Below are 22,908 nucleotides of genomic sequence, written 5' to 3'. Positions count from 1 at the left end.
GCTACTTCCTTGGTTCGCGGCAAACTGCACCTGCCCCTCGACGATGATCGACCGCATCGTGCCTGCGACCACCGAGGCCGACCGCGCGATGGTCGCCGGAGCCCTGGGCGGTCTGACCGATGAGGCCCCTGAAGATCAGGCCTGCGTCGTCACCGAGCCGTTCAGCCAGTGGGTGATCGAGGACCGCTTTGCCGGACCGCGCCCCGCATGGGAAGCGGTCGGCGCGCAGCTGGTCGAGGACGTCGCGCCTTACGAGACCGCCAAGCTCAGGATGCTCAACGGCGCGCATTCGCTGCTCGCCTATTGCGGGCTGAGGGCGGGCCACGAGTACGTCCACGAAGCCGTGGCCGACCCGCACTTGCGCCACCTTGCCGAACAGCTGATGCGCCGCGAAGCCGCGCCGACGATCACCCCGGCACCGGGGCAGGACCTCGCCGCCTACGCCGACGCGCTGATCGCCCGCTTCGCCAACCCCAGCCTCAACCACCGCCTCATCCAGATCGCCATGGACGGCAGCCAGAAAATCCCCCAGCGCTGGCTCGAAACCCTCGCCGCCAGAGCCGCCCAAGGCCACGACTGCCCCGCCATCCGCGAAGGCATAGGCGCCTGGATCCACCACCTCCAGGGCCACAACGGCCCCGTCGACGACCCCCTCGCCGACAAACTCACCAGAGCCGCAAACACCCCAGACCCAATCCACGCCATCTTCGGCAAAGACGGCGTCCTGGGGGGCGTGTGGTCTTCGTCCATGGTTTGAACCAGGCTTGCGCCCCGGCTTGCCGGGTGCAAGGTTGCGCCATCTGAAGGGGGAGGCGGGGCCGATGGCATTGCGGATGATGGCAGGGGTGGCTGGAGCGTTGTTGGTGACATCGCCGGTCCTGGGGCAGGACTTGCCCGGATCGGCGGCAAAAGTGGCCACTTCGGGAGTGGTGTTCGAGCGTGCGCTGAACGGCGGCGATGGTGCCGCCACCGTCGGTCAGGACGATCTGTCGCTGCGCAGCGGTCCGAAGACCGACTTCTTCCGCGAGACTGACGGCACGACCGCCTATGGCAACGCTCCGGTCCTGCTGAGCCGCGTCGACAACACCCGGCCGTTCACCTTCACCGTGCGTGTCGCGCCGGTTCTGACCGAAACTTACGATGCCGGCGCGCTCTACTTGTGGGTGCGCGAGGACAAGTGGCTGAAGTTCGCGTTCGAGCGCGACGAGCGAGGCCTTTCGCGGATCGTGACCGTGCGCACCGACGGTACCTCGGACGACAACAACCACGATGCCGTGGCCGCACCCGCCGTCCATCTGAGGATTTCGTCCGACACCAAGTCCATCGGCTTCTACTATTCGCGCGATGCGAAGTCGTGGCAACTCGTGCGGGTGTTCCGCAACGACTATCCTGCCGCGCTGTGGCTGGGGCTGAGCGCACAATCGCCCTTGGGCGGGGGCAACATCGCGCGCTTTTCGGAAATGCGGATGACGCCTGGCAGCATCAAGGACTTCCGCGCCGGAGAGTAGTGCCGACCCGGCAGTCAGCGGCCTTGCACTGTCGCCCGCTTCCATCCGAGTGCGCGGGCCCGGGCTTCCTCCTGCGCATCGAGCGCAGGGCCGCTGGCCATGGCCTGCGCCCGGGCGAGGATATCTCCGGCGCTCGCCGCCTGCCGGTACTCCGACGTTTCGGCCTCTGGTCCGCCTGAGCCGCCCTGCATCTTCCAGCCCCTGTCGTCACGGCAGGCGATTCCGGAGCGGCGGCCTGCGGCATAGGCCCGGCAGATGTCGCCGCTCCGGTCGCGGAAGCTGAGCAGGACGCGGACCGGAGCATCGCCCGGCTGCTCGGCAACGAGCTGGCTGTCGAGAGCGGAGGCGATCTCGTCACTCGCGTAAGTCCGTGTCGCAGGACCGCGCAGGGTCAGGGCAAGGACCAGCGATGCGGCAAGGGCAGGGCCGGCAACCCATGTCCAGCGGAAACGTGGGCGGGTACGGGCGCGGGCGGCGGCGGCGAAGTCGATGACCTCAGCCTGCGAAGATCGGAGCAGAGCGGAAAGCCGTTCAGGCACGGGCTCCTCGGCTACCGGCGCGAAATGACCGGCGAGTCTTGCGCGCAAGGCGCGATGCGTCGCCACCTGTCTGGCCAGCACCGGATCGCGCGAGATTGCCGCTTCGACCTGCGCGGCATCGGCGGCATCGAGCTGGCCGTCGGCATATGCCGCGAGCTGTTCCGGGGAAGGTGTCATGCCGCTTCTCCCAGCAGGGCCATCAGCGCGTCACGGCCGCGCACGAGGCGTGAATTGAGCGTGCCGACCGGGCAGCCGACGATCTCGGCGGCTTCCTTGTAGGACCAGCCTTCGACCATCACCAGCACAACCGCTTCGCGCTGTTCTTCGGGCAGGCGGGCGAGCGCGCGGTCGACATCGCCAAGAGCTGCACGCTCTTCCTGACCGCCCGAAGCGCCGACCGCCAGGCCCGCTTCTTCATCGACGAAGGTCTGGCCCCGGCGCGTGCTGGCGCGGACTTCGTCGATCCAGATATTGCGCATGATCCTGTACATCCAGCTGTCGAGCCGCGTGCCGACTTGCCATTGGGCGCGGGCACGCAAGGCTCTTTCGATTGCCATCTGGCAAAGATCATCGGCAGCGCCGGCATCGCGCGACAATCCCGCCGCGAAGCGTCGCAGGCGGGGGAGCAGGTCGAGTATGCCATCGGCGAAGGGATCAGCCAGTGTCTTTGCCTTTCTCTTGGATGCAACGAGCGGGCTCGTGCGTTTAATCCCTGAGACATTTCGTTTATGGCAAAAACACGATGAAAATGAAACGCTTGGCCCTTTCAGCATTGCTGCTTTGCACCGTTGCCAGCCCGCTGGCGGCGCAATTGGCGCTGCCTCCGCTGCGCGAGGGCATCGGCCGGACCCTTGAAGGCGTGGGGGCAACTCTCCCTCCTCCGGGAGAGACTCTCGATGGTCTGTCGGCAACCGTCCGCACGCTCGCCCAGGCAAGGCTGGAGCGGATCGAGCGCATCGCGCGCGCCAATCGCACCGCCATCGATCGCGACGCTTCCGGCGACCTCGCGCGGCGAGGGGAACTGCTGATGCTTGATCCTTCAGCCGCTGCCATCGCAACTGCGGCGCAGGCCGGGTTCGAGATCCTGTCCAAGGAGCGGCTGGACAATTGCGACATGACGGTGGTGCGTTTCGGGGTTCCCGAGGGGATGAGCCTGGCGAAGGCGCAAGCGCTGCTGCAGGCGCAGTTGCCCGATGCGACGATCTCGGCCGACACCTTGAACTTCGCAAGCGGGCAGGCGAGTGCGGCGCGAAGCGTCAAGGTACCGGCGGGCAGTGCGATGCCCGCCATCGACATGGCGGTGGGCGTGATCGATGGCGGTGCCGCAGGAGCGGACGAAGCCAGAGGTTTTGCCAAGGGCGCGCCACGCGCGGGCGATCATGGCACGGCGGTTGTTTCGCTGCTGCGATACGCAGGGGTGCGCCGCGTAGTGGTCGCAGATGTCTATGGCAGCGATCCTGCCGGCGGAAATGCGCTTGCCGTGGCGCGGGCGCTGGACTGGTTGCTGACCCGCGAAATTCGCGTCGCCTCGATCAGTCTGGTCGGACCTGCCAATCCGGTTCTGGCCAAGGCGATCATGGCAGCGCAGCGCAAGGGTATGGTTATCGTGGCAGCAGTGGGCAATGACGGGCCGGCTGCACCGCCAGTCTTTCCCGCATCCTATTCCGGCGTGATCGCGGTGACGGCGGTCGACGGGCGCAACCGTCCGCTGATCGAGGCGGGACGCGCGCTCCATCTCGACTATGCCGCGCCGGGAGCGGACCTTTATGCCAGCAATGCGGCAGGACGCCGCGTAAAGGTGCGAGGCACGTCCTTCGCCACGCCGCTGGTCGCCTCGCGAGCGGCGCTGGCGCTGGCGAGGGGCGGCGAGGTCAAAGCGCGGCTTGATGGCGAAGCCATCGACCTCGGTCCGCGCGGAGCGGACCGGACGTTCGGCCGGGGGCTGCTGTGCACCTTGTGCAGGCCGGGTCGCTGAAGCGTCCGGGCGTCGGAAAAATTTTTCGCAAAGGGATGCATTAAGTCGGACCGGTGATCCGTTTTCCTTTCGAGAGGGCGTTGCAACGACGTCTTCGATCCATTCGCGGAAAGGAAAATCGAAATGCGCAAGTTTCTGATCGGTTCGACGGCGATGCTGCTGATGATGGCACCGGCGGCACAGGCCCAGATCCTCGGTGGCGGCGGCGCGCTGGGCGGCAACATCGGTGGCAGTCTCGGCGGGACGCTGGGTGGCACCCTGAATGGCGACACGATCCGTGGCACGGTTGACCGCGCGGAGAGCACGACGCGCGGGTCTGTCCAGGGCAGCGGCAGCGCCAAGGCCAGCAAGTCGGTCGACCGCAAGAGCGGAAAGGTCCACGCCGATGGCGGTGCCGACGGTTCGCTTGCCGCAGGTGCCAGCCAGGCCCTGAGCACGCCGAGCCGCATGGTCGGAGCAAGCGGATCCGGACGCGCAACGGGTTCGGCATCGGGCAGCGCGGACGCGCAGCTGATCGGCACCGATGCCATCCGCTCGACCGCTGGCGAGGCCCGTTCGACGGTGCGCGGCACCTTGCAGGGCGCAGCGGACACGACCGGCTCGCTGGTTTCGGGTGCGCGGTCTTCGGCAGGCGGCGCGAGCGGAATGGCAAGCGGCATGGGTTCGGGCGCCGCATCGGGTGCGGCTTCCGGCGGCAATGGCTCGCTGGCGCTGGCGGGCAGCCTCGCCTCTTCGGCCAATGGCGCATTCTCGCTGAGCAAGGGCATGACCGTGCTGGGGCCTGATGGCGAGAAGCTGGGCAAGATCCGCGAAGTCGTCGCCGATGGCCGTGGCCAGGTGCGCTCGCTGCTGGTCAAGGTGGACGGCGCCAAGGCGATGCTACCGGCGGCGAACTTCACCGGGAGCGGCAATGCCGTGATCTCGGCAATGGGCGAGAGCCAGATCAAGCAGGTCGCACAGGATCAGCAAAAGCAGGGCGCCACTGCCAGCCGCAACTGATCAAGACCGTTAAACGCGTTGAAGCGCGGCCCCGGGGAAGGGCCGCGCTTCTTCGTCTGCACGCCGGTGGGGACGCGCGACGGGACCCGCAGATGCAGGGTCCAGGCGAGGTCTGCCGGATCAGGTCACGCGATCCGGCAGGGAGGGACTCAGAACTCGTAGCGGGCGCGGATGCCGAAATAGCGACGCGAATTCCGGTCGAGTGCCTGGTGCAGCAGGCCGACCGAACCGCCCGGGGCAACCGAGATGTTGGTGGCATAGCGCTTGTCGAACAGGTTGTTGACGAACAGCGCGACGCGCAGGCCGCCGCGATCGTTCTGATCGATGCCGATGCTGCCGTTGACCACGGCATAGCCCTTCTGCACCGTCAGCGGGTTCGACAGCAGATCGAAGTTCACCGCGCTCTGATAGGCGACGTCGGCCTGGACGAAGCCATCAAAGGGCAGCGACGGCAGCAGGATGTCGTAAGTGCCGCCGACATTGAACTTCAGGCGCGGTGCGTTGGGCAGGCGCTTGCCGGCCAGGTCCTGTCCCTTGACCGTCGAGGGGCCGGCACCGTCGAGATCGACGCAGCCGGTGGTCTGGCCCGAGTAGCACTGCGCGCCGGGGAACGACATGATGCGCGTGTCGGTGAAGCTCAGCGCGCTGTCGATGGTCAGCGTCGGGATCGGGCGTGCCGAAAGTTCAAGCTCGAAACCGCGAGTGCGGACACGGCCGACGTTGTTGAGCGTCAGTTCGATCGTGTTGTCGGGCAGGACGACGCCCGACTGCGCCTGGAAGTCGCGGAAGTTGCTCCAGAAGGCCGAGAGGTTCAGCTGGACCTTGTTGTCGAAGAAGCGCGACTTGATGCCTGCTTCATAGGCGTCCGAGGTTTCCGGGCGCACCGGGTTGGCAGCACGGCTCGGCTTGAAGCCGGTGCTGATGTCGAAGCCCTGACCCTTGTAGCCGCGCGCGAACGAGGCATAGACCATGACCTGATCGGAAAGATCCTGACGCAGCGAGGTCTTCCAGGTCACCACCGTATCCTTGTCCGCGCCGGTGCAGAGGCTGAGGCAGGTGGCATTGTTGGCAGGCGGATTGGCATTCGGCGCATTGTTGAGGAAGCGCACCGAGATCTCTTCGTGATTGAGGCGCGCGCCGACATCGAGGTGGGTGGTGTCGGCGAGATCGTAGGTCGCCTGCGCAAAGGCGGCGTAGCTCTGGGTCTGGCTGCGCGAGGTCCAGTTCGCGACCACCGGGCCGGACGGGCCGCGCGCAAAGCTGCGATCGGTCTTGCCGTCGGCGTAGAACAGGCCGACGACGTAGCTGAATGCGGACTTCGTCGGCGATACGAGGCGGACTTCCTGGGTGAACTGGGTCGCCGCATAGGAGCTGTTGGCGACGATCCCGCCCGGGATGCCGAGCACGTTCGAGATGGTGTAGTCGAAGTCTTCCTCGAACCGGAACTTCCAGTCCTGGTAGCTGGTGACCGACACCAGATCGGCAAAGCCGAGGTCAAGCGTGGCGCGGCCCGACACGGTGGTCTGGCGGCTCTTGTTGAACAGCGGATGGTCGAGGCGGACGTTGAAGTTGTCCTCGCCCGGAGTCACGCCGACGATGCTCGCCGCGACGGGGGTGCCGAACACGGCGGCGCCGGCAGGCACTGCGCGGTAGGTGCGGGCAAAGCCGTCGCTCTCGCTGACGGTGTGGCTGGCGGTCACGTCAAGCTTGAGGCCCTCGGCCGGCTTGAGTTCGAGGCGGCCGCGGACGCCGTAGCTCTTGTCGTTGTTGAGGCGCGAGCCGTCCTGCAGATTGCGGATGTAGCCCTTGCGGTCGTTGTAGAAGCCGTTGATGCGGAAGCCGGCGCTTTCGCCGAGCGGACCGGCCAGCGAGGCATCGACGCGGTACTGATCGTCGGTGGTGGCGGTTCCGGTGACGGCACCGGTGAACACGTCGGACGCGCCCTTGGACACGATGTTGATGGCGCCGGCCGAAGCGTTCTTGCCGAACAGCGTGCCCTGCGGACCGCGCAGCACTTCGATGCGGGCGATGTCGCTGAGGCCGGAGAAGGCCTGGGCCTGCTGGAGCAGGGGCACGTCATCGACGATGACCGCCACGGAAGGCTCGATCGCGGTGCTGAACGACACCGTGCCAATGCCGCGCAGGTTGATCGAGTTGTTGGTGGGGACGTTGCCCTGGGTGAGGGTAAGGCTCGGTGCGAGGCGCGGCAGATCCCCGACGGTGGCGACGTTGCGGTTGGTCAGCGCTTCGCCGCTCAGGGCCGTAACGGCGACTGCGACGTCCTGCATGTTCTGTTCGCGCTTCTGCGCGGTGACGATGATTTCCTCGAGCCCCTGCTCGGGCGCTTCCTGCGCCTGGGCGGCCTGGGCAAAAGCCAGGGCCGAGATGCTGACGATCAGGCTGGATTTCAGAAACACATGTATCCTCCCTTGATTACCGATTGGGTCTACCAATTTGGACAGGCCAATTGCACAAGTCTGGCGTGGACACAACCGGAAAATGCATCATGCCAAATCTGTTCGGGCGGCGACCAGGTGCAAAGTCCCGGATTTGCGGGTGAATGACGGCCTGGGTTCGGGTGGCGTTGGAGGCCTCCCGTCTGGCGATGACAGGGCAAGCGCTGCGGAAGTGCGGATTTATCGGAATGATTCGCGCCCTTCTGGGGCTTTAGTCGAGCTCTCTTGCACTGATCTGCCTTACCGAATGCGCGCGACGAGCTATTCCACTTGCTTTTGGTTACGTCGCGTTCCAATAATCGGACTGACCAAAAATGTTGGAGCGGGAAGTCAGGATGCAAATGCGGACAAGGCGGGCGCCAATCTGGGCGGCAATGCTGGCGGGGTCGGGGCTGGTGGCGCTGGCTCAGGCCGGACCCGTGGCTGCGCAGGATGGCCGGACAGTCGTGCCGCTCGACTCCGGCTGGCGGTTCTTCGATGGCGATGCTCCCGACGCGGCAAGGCCCGACTTCGCCGATGCTGCATGGGAGCAGGTTTCGGTTCCGCATACCTGGAACCGCGTCGGCTATTACCATCATGACCTGGGCGGCACCAACCGGGCGGAGACGGTGGACAAGCGGCAGGGCGTCGGCTGGTATCGCCTGCATTTCGCGGCGCCGAAGGATGCTGCGGGCAAGCGGCAGTGGCTGGAGTTCGATGCGGCGAGCCGGGTGGCGCAGGTCTGGCTCAACGGTCAGTACCTTGGCGAGCACCGCGGCGGCTTCTCGCGCTTCCGCTTTGATGCGACGGCAGCGATGACGGCTTCGGGCGACAACGTCCTGGTGGTGCGGGTGGACAATACCCAGCCCCGGGCAGGCAGCCCGACTGCCGATGTCCTGCCACTCTCCGGCGATTTCTTCGTCCATGGCGGACTTTACCGGCCGGTCAGGCTGGTGACGACCGCACCGCTGCATATCGATCTTGCCGACGCCGGCGGTCCGGGCGTGCGGGCGACGACGGTTGCGGCCTCGGCGCAGGAGGCGGTGATCGAAGTGGCGGTGCGCGTTGCCAATGACGGAGCGAAGGCGGCCAAGGCGCAAGTCCGCGTCTCGCTCGTCGATCGCGAAGGGCGGGAGGCGGCGAGTGCCATGATTCCGGCTTATACTCCGGCAGGAAAAACCAGCGAAATCAGCGCGAAGCTGACTGTAGCCAACCCCCACCTGTGGCAGGGCACAGCCGATCCCTACCTCTATGACCTCAAAGTCCAACTCTCAGGGGCACAAGGGCAACTCCCGGGCGCGGAAGGCCAACTCTCCGACGCCACGAGCCAACCCTACGGCATCAGGACGATGGCGTTCGATCCGGCGCGCGGGTTCCTGCTCAATGGCCAGCCCTATCGCCTGAGGGGCGTCGGCTATCATCAGGACCGCGATGGAAAAGGATGGGCGATCTCGCGCGCCGACGTCGAGGAGGACGTGGCGACGATGCGCGAGATGGGGGCCAACTCGATCCGTCTGACGCATTACCAGCACGGGCAGGACATTCACGATCTGGCCGACCGCGCCGGGATAGTGGTGTGGGACGAGATTCCGCTGGTCTCGACCTGGACGCTTGGCGCAAAGAAGGATCCGGATCCGGCGCTGGTTGCCAATGCCAAGGCGCAACTGACCGAACTGGTCAGGCAGAACCAGAACCACGCCGCCAGCGCAATCTGGAGCATCGCCAACGAAGTGGACTTCGGCAACTCGCTGCCCGCCTTCCTGTTCGGTGGGGCGGACGGGCGCGAGGTCGATCCGCTGCCGCTGCTGGGCGAGTTGCAGAAGACGGCCAAGGCGCTCGATCCTTCGCGGCCGACCGCACTGGCGACCTGCTGCGAGGCGCGGGCTTTCGGCAACGACATCGAGATCCCGACCACGGCGGTGGCGGCCGATCTTGGCGGGGCCAACCGCTATTTCGGTTGGTACTTCGGCAAGGCCGGTGACCTGGGGCCGCATCTTGACGGGTTGCGCGCCAAGCGGCCGCAGCAGCCTTTGGCGGTGACGGAGTATGGCGCGGGCGGGGCGCTGACCATGCACACCGACAACGTGCTGGGCGGCCCGGCGGATTCGCGTGGTGCGGCGCAGCCCGAGGAGTACGAAAGCTACATCCACGAGACCGCACTGGCGCAGCTCGATGCGCGACCATGGCTCTACGCGACGTGGCTGTGGAACTCGTTCGACTTCGCCACGACCGTGCGCACCGAGGGCGATGCGCAGGACATCAACACAAAGGGCCTCGTCGCCTACGACCACAAGACCCGCAAGGACGCCTGGTACTTCTACAAGGCGAACTGGAATCCGGCGCCGATGGTCCACATCACCTCCAAGCGCTATGTGGATCGGGCCTATCCGGTTACCGACGTGCGCGTTTACAGCAACGCCGCCACCACCGACCTGCTGCTCAACGGCCGTTCGCTGGGCGTGAAGAGCGATTGCCCGCAGATGATCTGCGTGTGGAGCGGGGTGCGGCTGGACGAAGGCACCAACGCGCTGGTGGCGCGGGGCACTCATGCTGGCGGCACGGTCGAGGACAGCGCCAGCTGGACGCTTGCGCCCGAGACCGCCCGCCACTTCGTGATCGATGCCGGTACGCTGCTTGCGGCGAGGAGCGAGGGGCGAGTGCTGGGATCGGACAACTGGTTCGAAGGCGGCTTGACGGCCTCGCTCGACAAGCCGGCCGACTTTGGCAAGCCCTCGGTGCCCACGGCCATTTCCGGCACGACCGATCGCGGCGCGCTGGCAACGTACCGCAGCGGCACCTTCTCCTACCGCGTGCCGGTGGCCGACGGGCGCTACAAGGTGACGCTGTGGTTTGCCACCGACGCTGGCCAGAAGGTCGGGACGTTTGACGTAATGAGCGGCAGGAAGGTGCTGCTGCGCAAGTTCCAGCCCGCGATTCCGGCGAGCGGGGCGGTGGCCGAGGCCAGGGCGTTTACGCTGAAGGCGAAGGGCGAACTGGCGCTTGATTTCGTCAGCGGGACCACCGACGCGCGGGTCGCGATGATCGAGATCGAGCGGCTGCGCTGACCTCAAGGCAACGGACGGACAACATGCTCAGGAAGCTTCCGCTGCGCTGGTGGATCATTGCGCTGATCACGCTCGGCACGATCCTCAACTACCTTGCCCGCTCGACGCTGTCGGTGGCCGCGCCGACGCTCAAGACCGAATTCGCGATGACGACCGAGCAATACACCTGGGTCGTGCTGGCCTTCCAGGCGAGCTACACCGTGATGCAGACCGTGGCAGGCGCGGTGCTGGACGCGCTGGGCACGCGGCTGGGGTTCTTCCTCTTCGCGGTGGGCTGGGCGCTGAGCAACATGAGCCATGCCTTTGCCACCGGGTGGATGAGCCTTGCGGCGTTCCGCTCGCTGCTTGGCGCGACCGAGGCCGCGGCGATCCCGGCGGGGACTAAGACCGTGGCGCAGTGGTTCCCGGCCAAGGAGCGCCCGCTGGCGACCAGCCTGTTCCAGATGGGCACGAGCGTGGGCAACATGATCGCGCCGCCACTGGTGGCGTTCTGCATCCTTGCATGGAATTGGCAGGCGGCCTTTCTGGTGACGGGCGCGCTCAGCCTTGTGTGGGCAGGGATGTGGTGGATCGGCTATCGCGATCCGGCACAGCATCCGCGCCTGTCGCAAGAGGAGCGCGAAGCCATTGCCGCGATGAACCAGCCAGATGCGACCAAGCCTGCGACAAAGGCCGATGTGCTGCGCAGCCGTTCGTTCTGGGCAATCGCGGTGCCGCGCTTCCTGGCCGAGCCGGCGTGGCAGACCTTCAACTTCTTCATCCCGCTCTATCTCGTGGCGGTGTGGAAGCTCGATCTCAAGTCCATCGCCATGTGGGGGTGGATGCCGTTCCTTGCGGCCGACTTCGGCAGCCTTGCCGCGGGGCTGCTGCCGGCGTGGCTGATGAAGCGCGGATCGTCGATGCTGTCGTCGCGCAAGATCACCATGACGATGGGCGCGCTGTGCATGGTGGGGCCGGCCTGCATTGGCCTTGCGACTTCGCCGGAGATGGCGATAGCGCTGTTCTGCATCGGCGGCTTTGCCCACCAGTTGCTCAACGGCGCGCTGATCACGCTCTGCGCCGACGTGTTCGACAGCCGAACTGTCGGCACTGCCAGCGGCATGGCGGGGACCTCCGCGTGGGTCGGCGGCATGCTGTTCACGCTGCTGATCGGCCAAAGCGCCGACGTGTTCGGCTACAATCCGCTGTTCGTGGCGCTGGCGGGGCTGGACCTGCTGGCCGCTGCCGTGCTGTGGGGCCTGCTGCGGTCTCCACCCCGGACGCAATAGCGATTGACGGGGCATTTTCGGCCTGTCAAAACCCAACATATTGGTAATACCAGAGTTTTTGAAAGCACCTCATGGCCAACGTAAAATCCAATGATCGACTCTATCAGGACCTTGCCCGTGCGCTGATGGATGAGCTGGCGAGCGGTCGTTATCCGGTGGGCACCCGCCTCCCGGCAGAGCGCGATCTGGCGGTACGCTTCGAGGTGAGCCGCCCGACCGTGCGCGAGGCGATCATCGCGCTGGAAGTTCAGGGGCTGGTCGAGGTGCGGATCGGCTCGGGGGCCTACGTCAAGCGGCTGCCGGGCGAGGAGGATCGCCCTGGCTTCAACGTGACCGCGTTCGAGCTGACCGAAGCCCGGCTGCTGTTCGAGGGCGAGGCGGCCGCGCTGGCGGCGACGCAGGTGACGGACGAGGACGTGGCCGCGATCGAGGTGCTGGTGCAGCGCATCGCCGAGGAGAACCAGGACCCCAACGGTACCGAAAGTGCCGACCGCGAGTTTCACCTCGCGATTGCGCGCGCGACGCGGAACGTGGCGGTCTATCAGGCGATCGAGCGGCTGTGGGACTTGCGCGCGACGTCTCCCGAGGCGGCGCTGCTGCATGAAAAGGCACGCCATGCGCAGATCAAGCCGGTGGTGGAGGAGCATACTGCCGTGCTCGAGGCCCTGAAGGCGCGCGATCCGAACGCTGCCCGGGCGGCGATGCGCGCGCACCTTTCTGCCGTGCTCGACGGATTGCTGTTCGCGACGGAAGAGCGGGCCTTGGCCGAAGCGCGCAAGGCGACGCAGGCCAAGCGCGCGCGTTATGCCGGGGCGATGGCCTGATCCAGCGGGTGAAACTCTCGACAGTGGCCGGTTTCGGGCGTTGAAGAGCAGGTACTGGCGAGGTCGGACTGCTGTTTATGCTTTTGCGCCCACGGCGATCAGGCGGATGTCGTTCACGTTTGTGCGGGTCGGGCCGGTGACGATCAGGCCGCCGAGGCCTGCGAACAGATCGTATGTGCGATTTTGCGTGAGCGCTGCCTCGCAAGCGGCCGCAGGTGCGCGCGCGCCCATGCCGAACCAGCCGCCGGCGTTGTCCTCGCTGCCGTCGATGCCGTCGCTGTCGCAGGCAAGCGCTGCGATCGGGGCATCGTCCGGCAAAGCGGCCATCAGCCCGGTCAGATATTCGAGGTTAGGGCCGCCGCGTCCTTGCCGGTTGCGGACCGTGACGGTCAGTTCCCCGCCCGATACCAGCAGGCACCGCTGCGCGCGTGCAAGGTGATCGAGCGCAATCGCGGCATGGGCACGGCCCACTGCTGACGCTTCGCCCTGGAGGTCATTGCCCAGCCGGATGACTAGCCAGCCGCTTCGCATGGCATGTTCCACCGCAGCATCGAGCGCGGTTGCTGCGGTGGCAATGACGTGGATCGGGTGGGTTGGCGACGTGGTGACGCAGGCCTCGCGCATCAGGGTGGCAAGCTCTACATCGACTGGCCATCCCGTTTCCTCGAGAATGGCCAGCGCGCGTTCGGGATCGAATTCGCTCGCGACCGAGGGGCCGGAGGCCACGACCGCAGGATCATCGCCGACCACATCGGAGATGACGAAGCTGTGCATGTCGTCTGCCGCTGCAGCGGCCGCAGCAGACAGCCTTCCGCCCTTTACCTGCGAGAGATGGCGGCGCACGAAATTGATCTGCGTGATGGGTGCGCCGGACTTCACGAGATGCTCGTTTATCATTGCCTTGCGGGCGAGAGGCAGGCCGGGCAGCGGGTCCACCAGCAGCGAAGATCCGCCGCCGGAGATCAGGAACACGACACGATCGCCGGGTCGCGCGGTTTCGGCAAGCTCACGTATGCGTCGGCCCGCTGCCAGACTTGCGGCATCGGGCACCGGGTGACTGGCTTCGATGACTTCAATTCCCCCGGTGTAGCCGCGCGCGCCGTGGCCGAAGCGGGTGACGACGCAGCCGGTCACTTCGCCGGGGAGGTGTCGCGCCGCCACTTCTGCCATGGCCGCTGCGGCCTTGCCGCAGCCCAGGACGATGGTTCTGCCTCTGGGGGCTTGGCTCGGAAGGACTTTTGCCAGCGCTGCGGGAGCACTGGCTGCAGCAACGCCAGCCAGGAAGATCTCGAGCATTTCGTCTCGCAGCGCCATGACATCCCTTCCGGTGGCATTTTCTGCAATTGGTGCGCGAGGTTGCGCGCTGCGGCAAGTGCCGAAGCGCGCAACCTCGCCGCATCCGTCCATCTGGCGTCAGGGTTGCTGCTGCTCGTGTTCGCAGTCGAGCCAGAGGTGGTGGGCATCGATGCGCAGCTTGGTCTCCGCGCGCAGGGCAGTCGCCCGGGCTTGCGTTTCGGCAAGCGCTGCATCCTTGGCCTGACGTTCGGCGAAGAGCAGGTCGGCAAGGTCGACGTGGCCAAGGCGATTGCCCGCCTGCAGGCGATCGGCGGCGCGCCTGCTGCTGGCGGCGGCAGCTTCGGTTGCCTTCCATGACTGGACGGTGCCGAGCGCAGCCGAGTGGTCGGTCGTCGCCATTTCCAGCACGTCGAAGCGGGCGCTGGCAGCATCGGCGATGGCGACTTGGGCTTCGGCCTGCGCCTGATCGGACAGGGCGGCACGGTAGCGCCCGCCCAAGGGTATCGAGAAGACGATCCCTGCGCCCTTTTCCAGACCGCCGCGCTCGCTGAAGAACTGCGCGCCGATGGTCGGATCGGCGATGCGATTGCGGCGGCTGCGTTCGGCGAGGGCGGCGAGGCGCTCGGCCTCGGCCAAGGCCGCCGGCAGTTCATGGTTGCAGGTCATCACCGCTTCGCGCAACCGCGCCAGCTCCTCGGGCGGAAGGCCGGGCCGGGACAGCGCCGGAGCCTCGGCAGGGAGAGCAAGCTGCGGGAACTGCGCCGCCAGCCGCTCGCGCGCGATTCCGGCGCGGGAAAGCGCCGCATCGAGGCTGGCCCGGTTCATCGCCACTTCGGCCATGGCGCGGTCGGCATCGACTTGCGCCGCGTCCTGCACGCGCACTTGCGAATCCACGCCGCGGTAGGCCCGCTCGAGCGTCTGTTGGGTCTCCGCCAGAGTGCGCGCCTCTGCCGCAGCGCCCATCCAGTCCCACCACAGTTCGTTGAGCTGGAGGGCGAGCTGGTGACGCGCATCCTCGGCACGCAGTTCGGCCACCCGCACCGCGAGCGTGCCGGCCTTGCGGTCTAGCGCGGTCTTGCCGGGAAGGCGGATCGGGCGTTCGAGAGCGACGGTGTACTCGGTATAGCGGCCCTCGTCCTCGATCGTGCGCCGCCCGACATCGCCCGACAGAGTGAACTCGTTGGAGGTCACCCGCAGCGCGGTTGCTTCCTGCCGCGCGGCTTCGACCTTGGCATCGGCAGCGCGCGATCTCGGGTGGGTTTCGATAGCCTCCTGCACCGCCGCATCGGGAAGGCCGGGCACCGATTGATCGGCAGACTGGGCGAGTATCGGGGCCGCCATCAGCAGCGGCCATGCGAAGACAAGACGGTACTTCATGCTGAAGCGCTTTCCATCCCGCCGTCCAGCGCAGCGCGCTCGGCAGGATTTTCGCCGAACCGCTCGTAGAGCATCGGCAGGAGGAACAGGGTGAGCAGCGTCGAAGTGACGAGGCCGCCGATCACGACGATCGCCAGCGGACGCTGGATCTCGGAGCCGGGACCGGTGGCGAACAGCAGCGGCACCAGGCCGAACGCGGTGATCGCCGCCGTCATCAGCACCGGGCGCAAGCGTCGCTCCGCCCCCTGCCGCACGGCCTGCGCCATGGTCAGGCCCTGTTCGCGCAACTGGCGGAAGTAGGTGACCATGACGAGCCCGTTAAGCACCGCGATGCCGAGCAGCGCGATGAACCCGACCGAGGCTGGCACCGAGAGATACTCGCCCGACACGGCAAGCGTCACGATCCCGCCGACCACCGCGAACGGGATCATCGCAATGATCAGCAGCGCGGCGCGCAGCGAACGCAGCGTCCAGAACAGAACACCGAAGATCAGCAGCAGGGCAAGCGGCAGAACCACCCCCAGCCGCGCCGAGGCGCGCTGCTGGTTCTCGAACTGCCCGCCCCATTCGAGGCGATAGCCCGGCGGCAGCGGCACGTTGGCGGCAATGTCGGCCTTGGCTTCATCGACGAACCCGACAAGATCGCGTCCTGACACGAAAGCCTGGACCACGGCAAAGCGCGAGCCGTTCTCGTGGTCGAGCTTCACCGGCCCTTCCACCTGATGGACACGCGCCACGTCGCCCACGCGCAGCAGCGTGCCGTCGGGACTGCGGATCAGCTGGTTGGCGAAGACATCGAGGCTGGCGGCGCTGGCCGGATCGCCCTTGATCACGATGGGCACGCGCCGATGGCTCTCGGCGACCACGCCCGCGCGGGTGCCTTCGAGCTGCGCGCGCAACACGTCCTGCAGTTCCGCCACCGGCATCCCGGCGCGGCCTGCGGCGAGGCGGTCGATGTCGATCTGGAGGTAATCGACCTTGTCGTCGGCCAGCGTCTTGACCTCGGTCACGCCCTGGATCTTGCGGAGGCGATCCTGCGCCTTGGCGGCAAGCTGGCCCAGCGTGTTGAGGTCAGGCCCGAAGATCTTGAGCGCCAGATCGCCGCGCACGCCGGTCAGCATTTCCGAGACGCGCATCTCGATCGGCTGCGTGAACGAGGCCTCGACGCCCGGCATTTCCTCCATGGCGAGACGGATCTGTTCGACCAGCCATTCCTTGTCCTGCTGGCGCCACTCCTCGCGCGGTTTCAGGCGCATGAAGCTGTCGGTGTCGTTGAGCGACATCGGGTCGAGCCCGAGTTCGTCCGAGCCGACGCGGGCGATGATGTCCTGCACCTCCGGCACCTTGGCCATGACCAGCCGCTGCGCCTTGAGGTCGCCGGCGATGGTGTGATCCAGCCCGATGCTCGGCTGCTTTTCCAGCTGCATCAGCACCGCGCCTTCGTCCATCGTCGGCATGAAGGTCTTGCCGATGAAGCCATAGGCCACGACCGCGGCCAGCAGCGATCCGCCAGCCATGCCATAGACGCGCTTGCGGTTGTCGAAGGCCCACTGCAGCGCGGAATGGTAGCGCGGGCTCAGCTGGCGCATCAGCCATGGCTCGTCGTGCCCGGCGTCCTGCTTCAGCCCGAAATAGGACAGCACCGGGATCAGGGTGAGCGAGAGGACCAGCGCGCCTGCCAGCGCCAGCACGATGGTCATCGCGACCGGGCCGAACAGTTTGCCCTCCAGCCCCTGCAGGGTCAGCAGCGGCAGGAATACCAGCGCGATGATTGCCATGCCCGAGGCGACCGGCGTTGCCACTTCGCTCGTTGCCACCAGCACCTGATGGAGCTTGCTGGTGGAGCCGTGGTGGGGATGGGCAAAGCGGTCGACGACGTTCTCGACCACCACCACCGCGCCATCGACCAGCATGCCGATGGCGATGGCAAGCCCGCCAAGGCTCATCAGGTTGGCCGACATGCCAAGCCAGCGCATGAGGATGAAGGTGACCAGCGTCGCCATCGGCAAGGCTGCGGCGACGATAAGGGAGGCCCGCACGTTGCCGAGGAACAGGAACAGCAGCACCACGACGAGCACGCTCGCTTCGAGCAGCGCCTCCTCCACGGTGGAGACGGCATGGCCGACCAGTTCGGAGCGGTCGTAGAACACATCCACGGTCATGCCCTTGGGCAAGCCGCTTTCGATCTCGGCCATGCGGGCCTTGACGTTCTCAACCACCTTGCTGGCATCGGCGCCGCGCAGGGCGATGACCAGCCCTTGCACGGCCTCTTCCTTGCCGTTCTTGGTGACAGCGCCATAGCGCGTCAGGCTGCCCGTGGTGACCGTCGCCACGTCGCCCAGCCGCAGCACGCCGCCGGTGCCGCTACGGATGACGATGGCGCGCAAGTCGTCGGCGGTCTGGATCGCGCCGACCGAGCGTACGATCAGCGTGCTTTCACCGTTGGCGAGCCTGCCCGCGCCATCGTTGCGGTTGCCGCTTTCGATCGCGGTCTGGAGATCGTGATAGGTCAGGCCAGCGGCGGCCAGTGCGCCGGAATCGGGGCGCACCTCGAAGGTTTCGGCGTGGCCGCCCAGCGAGTTGACATCGGCCACGCCGGGCACCGTGCGCAGGGCAGGGCGGATCACCCAGTCGAGCGCGCGGCGCTTTTCGGCCAGCGACTGCGGGCCTTCGATGGTGAACATGTAGACATCGGACAGCGGCGTCGAGATCGGGGCGAGGCCGCCTTCGACCGAGGCCGGGAGATCGGCCATGACGTTGTTCAGACGCTCGGTCACCTGGCTGCGCGCCCAGTAGAGGTCGGCGCTGTCGGAGAAGTCGATGGTGATGTCGGCAATGCCGTACTTCGCCGCCGAGCGCAGGATCTGCTGGTTGGGAATGCCCAGCATCTCCATCTCGATCGGGGTGATGACCCGGCTTTCGACCTCCTCGGGCGTCATGCCCGGGGCCTTCATGATGACCTTGACCTGCGTGGTCGAGATGTCGGGGAATGCGTCGATGGGGAGGTTCTGGAACGACCAGCCCCCGAACGCGGCAAGGATCAGCGCCAGGCCGAGCACGGCAAGCCGTGCGCCCAGCGACCATTCAACAAGGCGTCTCAGCATCACTCACCCCCGCCGCCCAGCAGCATCTTGAGTTCGGGGATTGCGCTGGTCGCCACCACTTCGCCGGGCTTCAGGCCTGAAAGGATCGCAGTTTCGCCATTGCCGCTGCCGCCGAGGCGCACCTCGCGCTGGATGAAGCGCCTGGCATCGCGGACAAAGACCACGTCCTTGTCTTCGATCCGGGTAACGGCAGTGGATGGCACGCTGACGACTTGCCCGCCGGTGCCCGCGCCAATAGTGACCATGACCGACTTGCCGGCGATCAGGCCTTGGGCACTGCCCAGGCTGGCCTTGGCGATGATGCTGCGGGTGGCGGGATCGATGCTGGAGCCGACCGAGAGGATGCGCCCGGTCGCGTTGCCGGGAAGGGATACGGTCATGCCGGGGCGCACGCTAGCGCCGAGCCGTTCAGGCAGTTGCAGATCGAGCTGGTAGGCGTTGGCGGCATCGATCACGAATGGTGCGGTCAGGCCATCGACCGGTCCACCGGTCTGCACGGCAACCTTGGACACACGGCCCGAGATCGGCGCGCGCAGGGTGACGAGACCGCTGCTGCTGGCACCGGAAGCTGCCAGGATGCGCCCGGCTTCGCCCGCTTCGGACTGCGCCTGCGCAAGTTCGGCGCGGGCTTCCTGCACACGCGCGCCGGCGATCACGCCTTCCTTGAACAGCGCCTCGGCCCGGGCGAGATTGGCGCGTGCCAGCCCGACCCGCGCCGATGCGCGGCCGCGCGATCCGCCCAGTTCCATCGCATCGCGGCTGACCATCGTCGCGAGCGGCTGGCCGCGGCGGACTTCCTGTCCCTCGATCACGAAGACCTGACGGATTGCGCCGGGCAGGGCAGCGGTCACGGCAACCCGGCTCTCGGGCGGCAGAGTGACGATGCCGGGCACGGCGCCCAGCGGCACTTCGTTGGTCAGCCGCGCGGCCGCGGTCTTGATGCCGAGCCGGGCAATCTGGGCGTCGGTCATTTCAGCGGGAGCAGTGGCCGTGCCAGCCTGCTCGGCTGCGGGAGTAGGCGCAGCGCCCTTGTCAAACAGCGCGTAACCGCCTGCAGCAGCCGCGAGGACGGCCAGAGTGCCGCCCACCACAATATTGCGGGTATTCATTGCAATGCCTTTCCTGAACGCAAGTTCGGATCGGCTCGCGATGGAGCCGATCTGCTCAGGGCGTCAGGCGAGAGGCGGGTCTAGCGGAGGGACCGGATTGCGCGAGGTGAGCGCCGCCGGGCTTGCCGGGAAATGCAGCGATGGCGTCGGGGCAAGATCGCTGGCAGCAGCCTTGAGATGGAGGTCCATAGCCATCGGGCCGTGGTGGTGATGCGCTGCCTCTCCCGCCTGATCGTCAGGCTTGGAGGAGTGCTGCCCGGCTGCATCGGCGGTGCCATCTTCGATGCAGGTATAGGCTTCGACGTCGCCCTGGATGCGGGGCTGTGCCGCTTCCGCAGGAAAGTGCATCCCGGCCATGAAGACCGAGAAGATGATCGCAATCCGGATCAGCAGTTCCCGCATGTTCGCGCGCATAGCAGGTGGAACGGCATTGGGCAATTCAGGGGTTCCCGCTCGAAAGCGGTGCAGAACCCAGCACGTCCGCAGCGGACAGGTCTTCCGGCGCATTCGCAAACCGGTCAACCCAGTCATGGAAATGCTGAACGCCACCCTCGTTGCGGCCAAAGCGGACTTCCCGCAGCAGGCCCGAGGACAGCACTTCCTGCTGCTGCCGGGACATCGGCAGGTCCTCGGTGCCGACCACTTGCCCGAGGAAGTCGGACATGGCCTGCGCATCTGCCATGCGTTCCTCGCCCGGCGGGTTCTCGTGCAGGAATATCTGCACGGTGGTGGACTCGCCGACGGTCGGGCCGGGCCAGACCTGCGAGAGGATGACGCCGCGTCCGCCCTTGTAGAAGCAGTTGATCGACACGTTGGGGAACACGATCCATTCGCCGAACAACAGCGAGGCGAGCGGCCATTCGCTCTCGGGCTTGTCGGCGAGACCCGCGATGTCGTCCTGTTCGAGCACATGGTCCGCACGGGTCAGCAAGCCGAGGCGCTGGTGCGGGCCGTGGTAGAAGTACTCGGCGAGATTGCTCATGCCGGGGCCGAAGGTTGCGCGATGCAGCACCGGCAGGTGGTAGAACTCGAGATGGGCGTCGAACGCGAGCTTCCAGTTCGCGCCCTGCAGGCTGCGGCTCTCGAACAGATGCCACGTTTCGAACCCGAACTGCGCCAGCAGCTGGTCAAACCCGCCAAGGAAGGCGTCGAAATCGGGGGTGGCGGCGGGGTCGAGAATTGCCCAGACGAGGCCGGCGCGTTCCGTCGTGGGGAAGGAAACGAGGCCAGCTGCATCGGCATCGACCTCGCCGAAGGAATCCTTGGCGGCGATGCCGAGCAGTGATCCGTCGAGCCGGAAGCTCCAGGCGTGATAGGGGCAGGTCAGCCGCGCGGCGCGCCCGCATTCGCGCATGAGGCTAGCACCGCGATGAGTGCAGGCGTTGAGGAACGTGCGCACCACGCCATCCTGCCCGCGCACGATCAGGAGCGGCACGCCGACCACGTCCATGACCTTGCAATCGCCCGGAGCGGGCAACTCGCATGACGCCGCCAGCAGCAAGGGCACGCGGCGGAACAGGCGCTCCTTCTCGCGCTCGAACTGTTCGGTGTCGGTGTAGATCGATGCCGGCTTGGCTGTCACAGCCGGGGCCGGGGTGATGCGGCCGCTGGCGAGGCACGCAAGCATGCGCCTGGCATCTTCGACCAGAACCGACCGAACGTCCATTTTCGTTGCCCCTGCTTCTCTATGCGTCGCACGCCATCGCGCTTCAGCCAGCCATGTCCAACCACGTCCCGGTGAGGGACGCAGCTGGACATTGGACGAGGTCCGCGCCTGACGGGACCTTGCCGGCAAGCGCTGTGCCCGTTCAGTTTCAGATCCTGATGCCGGACTTGCCCGGCGCGAGGATGCCGTTGGGATCGAGCGCGCGCTTGAGGGTCTGATCGACCTTGCGCTTGACCGGGCCGAACAGGTCTGCAGCCTGATCCATGAACGCGGTGTTCACCCGGTAGACCGCATAGCCGCGCTTGCCGAACTCGCTCAGCAGCTTGCCGAAGCATTCGTGCGCGCGGGCCATCTCGTCCGGGTCGGAGCGATCGTAGAGCACATCGATCACGTGGTGCATGTCGCGCATGCCGACGATGTATTCGGCAACGTAGTCGAGGCCGTATTCACCGAGGATTTCCTTGGCGAGGCGGGTCTGCTGGACCGTTTCGCTGCCCTTGGCTGCGGTGACCGGGGCGAACCACATCGAGCCGCCACCACCGCGCCAGCGATAGAGGCCGAACTCCTGCAGGGTCATGTCGCCGCGCATCAGCTTGGCGCGATAGTCGAACGGCTGGGTGCCGCCGGCTTCTTCCTCGGTGATGAGCCTGCCCTTGCCGCTCGCCTTCACCGCACCGGCGATGATCTGCCAGTTGACCTCGACTTGCTCCTTTGTGCCATAGAGCGCAGCGTAGACGTTCCACGCGCCGAGGCCTTCCTTGGCCTTGATCTCCTCAAGCACGCTGTCGGGCGTGACGCCGGTGCCGTCGTAGTACTTGCTGCGCGGCATCAGGGCGGCGGCTTCCCACATCACGTTGGCAAAGACCATCGCGTTGGGGATCACGTTGGCAATGCGGAGGGGACGCAACGTCTCGACGATGTCATGGATGTCCTCGTCATTGTCGTAGCGGATGCAGAACGGCTTGTAGACCGGGGGCTTGGGCATGAGCCACATGCCCATCTTCGTGACGATGCCGTAGTTGGACTGGGTGAAGATGCCGTCGAGGTAGGGGCCGTAGCCCCACTTGAAGACCTGCCAGGCACTGGTGCCCTCGACCCCGCCCATGCCGGTGCGGAGCACGTCGCCATTGGCGAGCACGACTTCCATCCCGCACTGCATCATGAAATGCTCGCCGTAGGGCGTGTAGCCCACGCCGCGATCGACGGTATTGCCGAGCGGTCCGGCGATGGCCGACGGAGCGGGGCAGGACAGCCACAAGGGAATGTCGTTCTCCTCGAGGTAGTCCTTGAGCTGCTGATAGGTCACGCCCGGTTCTACCAGCGCGGTGCACAGCACCGGATCGACTTCAAGGATGCGGTTCATGTGCCTGAGGTCGAGCACGACTTGCCCGGCGCTCTGCGGCGCGGCGGAGCCGTAGCCGAAATTGCGTCCGGTGGAGATCGTCCAGACCGGCACCTTGTACTTGTTGCAGACCTTGAGGATCTGCTGGATCTCGCTGACCTCGCGGGCGTAGACGACGGCCGAGGGACGGTGCAGGTCCTCGCTCTCGGCGATCATCACCTTGGTGTAGGGCGCGATGTGATCGGCGTCGGTCAGCACGTTCTGCGGCCCGAGGATGGCGACGAACTCGGCGATGGCGGCGTGCATGTCGGCAGCGCTCACGCCTGCGGGCAGAACGGCGGGATCTTCAGGGGTGGCAGGAACCGGGGCGGCTGCGGGCTTCTTGGCGGGCATTGTCTGTC

At 66.5% G+C, this 22,908-nt stretch carries 17 protein-coding genes; 7 read left to right on the top strand and 10 right to left on the bottom strand.

Annotated features, from left to right (window positions below; genetic code table 11):
• Both I2488_RS19060 and I2488_RS19055 read left to right on the top strand, forming a co-directional pair.
• The coding region (locus I2488_RS19060) for a mannitol dehydrogenase family protein (RefSeq protein ID WP_196277375.1) at positions 1 to 757 on the top strand (757 nt) is incomplete at its 5' end.
• A gap of 106 nt (positions 758 to 863) precedes the next feature.
• On the top strand, positions 864 to 1,508 hold the full coding sequence (locus tag I2488_RS19055; RefSeq protein ID WP_196277374.1) for a DUF1349 domain-containing protein: 645 nt from the start codon (positions 864 to 866) through the stop codon (positions 1,506 to 1,508).
• 14 nt (positions 1,509 to 1,522) lie between these two features.
• Here the strand turns inward: I2488_RS19055 and I2488_RS19050 are convergent, their stop codons facing one another.
• Positions 1,523 to 2,224 (bottom strand): anti-sigma factor, encoded by a 702-nt coding sequence (locus tag I2488_RS19050; protein ID WP_196277373.1) that lies wholly within the window; start codon positions 2,222 to 2,224, stop codon positions 1,523 to 1,525.
• Positions 2,221 to 2,709 (bottom strand): RNA polymerase sigma factor, encoded by a 489-nt coding sequence (locus tag I2488_RS19045; RefSeq protein WP_246465772.1) that lies wholly within the window; start codon positions 2,707 to 2,709, stop codon positions 2,221 to 2,223. Before I2488_RS19045 ends, I2488_RS19050 begins: the two co-directional genes overlap by 4 nt.
• Positions 2,710 to 2,795: 86 nt before the next feature.
• Here I2488_RS19045 and I2488_RS19040 point away from each other — a divergent pair, with 86 nt between their 5' ends.
• Both I2488_RS19040 and I2488_RS19035 read left to right on the top strand, forming a co-directional pair.
• Positions 2,796 to 4,022, top strand: a complete 1,227-nt coding sequence (locus I2488_RS19040; RefSeq protein ID WP_196277371.1) for a S8 family serine peptidase — start codon at positions 2,796 to 2,798, stop codon at positions 4,020 to 4,022.
• Positions 4,023 to 4,145: 123 nt separating this feature from the next.
• On the top strand, positions 4,146 to 5,021 hold the full coding sequence (locus I2488_RS19035; RefSeq protein ID WP_196277370.1) for a PRC-barrel domain-containing protein: 876 nt from the start codon (positions 4,146 to 4,148) through the stop codon (positions 5,019 to 5,021).
• Between the two features lie 149 nt (positions 5,022 to 5,170).
• Here the strand turns inward: I2488_RS19035 and I2488_RS19030 are convergent, their stop codons facing one another.
• Complete coding sequence (locus I2488_RS19030; RefSeq protein WP_343071120.1) at positions 5,171 to 7,438, bottom strand: TonB-dependent receptor; 2,268 nt, start codon at positions 7,436 to 7,438, stop codon at positions 5,171 to 5,173.
• Positions 7,439 to 7,818: 380 nt separating this feature from the next.
• Here I2488_RS19030 and I2488_RS19025 point away from each other — a divergent pair, with 380 nt between their 5' ends.
• The 3 genes from I2488_RS19025 to I2488_RS19015 all read left to right on the top strand — a co-directional run bounded on the left by I2488_RS19025 (position 7,819) and on the right by I2488_RS19015 (position 12,613).
• Positions 7,819 to 10,521 carry a glycoside hydrolase family 2 TIM barrel-domain containing protein gene (locus I2488_RS19025; protein WP_246465770.1) on the top strand — a complete coding sequence of 901 codons (2,703 nt, stop codon included), beginning with the start codon at positions 7,819 to 7,821 and terminating at the stop codon, positions 10,519 to 10,521.
• A 23-nt stretch (positions 10,522 to 10,544) separates the two neighbouring features.
• On the top strand, positions 10,545 to 11,789 hold the full coding sequence (locus I2488_RS19020; protein WP_196277369.1) for an MFS transporter: 1,245 nt from the start codon (positions 10,545 to 10,547) through the stop codon (positions 11,787 to 11,789).
• Between the two features lie 71 nt (positions 11,790 to 11,860).
• The gene (locus tag I2488_RS19015) at positions 11,861 to 12,613 is read left to right on the top strand and encodes a FadR/GntR family transcriptional regulator (protein ID WP_196277368.1); all 753 of its coding nucleotides are present in this window, start codon (positions 11,861 to 11,863) and stop codon (positions 12,611 to 12,613) included.
• A gap of 75 nt (positions 12,614 to 12,688) precedes the next feature.
• Here I2488_RS19015 and I2488_RS19010 read toward each other — a convergent pair whose 3' ends face one another.
• From I2488_RS19010 to I2488_RS18980, 7 genes are all read right to left on the bottom strand, one after another.
• Positions 12,689 to 13,927, bottom strand: a complete 1,239-nt coding sequence (locus tag I2488_RS19010; protein ID WP_196277367.1) for a glycerate kinase type-2 family protein — start codon at positions 13,925 to 13,927, stop codon at positions 12,689 to 12,691.
• Between the two features lie 99 nt (positions 13,928 to 14,026).
• Entirely contained in the window at positions 14,027 to 15,286 is a 1,260-nt protein-coding gene (locus I2488_RS19005; RefSeq protein WP_196277366.1) for a TolC family protein, read from the bottom strand.
• Entirely contained in the window at positions 15,283 to 18,390 is a 3,108-nt protein-coding gene (locus I2488_RS19000; RefSeq protein ID WP_196277365.1) for an efflux RND transporter permease subunit, read from the bottom strand. The genes I2488_RS19005 and I2488_RS19000 overlap by 4 nt, the downstream gene beginning before the upstream one ends.
• The gene (locus I2488_RS18995; RefSeq protein WP_196277364.1) at positions 18,390 to 19,499 is read right to left on the bottom strand and encodes an efflux RND transporter periplasmic adaptor subunit; all 1,110 of its coding nucleotides are present in this window, start codon (positions 19,497 to 19,499) and stop codon (positions 18,390 to 18,392) included. The genes I2488_RS19000 and I2488_RS18995 overlap by 1 nt, the downstream gene beginning before the upstream one ends.
• 63 nt (positions 19,500 to 19,562) lie before the next feature.
• Positions 19,563 to 19,901, bottom strand: coding sequence for a hypothetical protein (locus I2488_RS18990; protein WP_196277363.1), 339 nt, complete (start codon positions 19,899 to 19,901; stop codon positions 19,563 to 19,565).
• Positions 19,902 to 19,938: 37 nt separating this feature from the next.
• Entirely contained in the window at positions 19,939 to 21,165 is a 1,227-nt protein-coding gene (locus I2488_RS18985; RefSeq protein ID WP_196277362.1) for an aromatic ring-hydroxylating oxygenase subunit alpha, read from the bottom strand.
• Positions 21,166 to 21,313: 148 nt separating this feature from the next.
• Positions 21,314 to 22,900: an FAD-binding oxidoreductase gene (locus tag I2488_RS18980; protein WP_214652471.1), complete on the bottom strand. Its 1,587-nt coding sequence runs from the start codon at positions 22,898 to 22,900 to the stop codon at positions 21,314 to 21,316.
• Between the last annotated feature and the right edge of the window lie 8 nt (positions 22,901 to 22,908).

It is taken from the genome of Novosphingobium jiangmenense (genome assembly GCF_015694345.1).
Lineage (GTDB): Bacteria > Pseudomonadota > Alphaproteobacteria > Sphingomonadales > Sphingomonadaceae > Novosphingobium > Novosphingobium jiangmenense.
The sequence above is the reverse complement of the archived record's forward strand: the minus strand, read 5'-3'. Positions and strand labels throughout refer to the sequence as shown.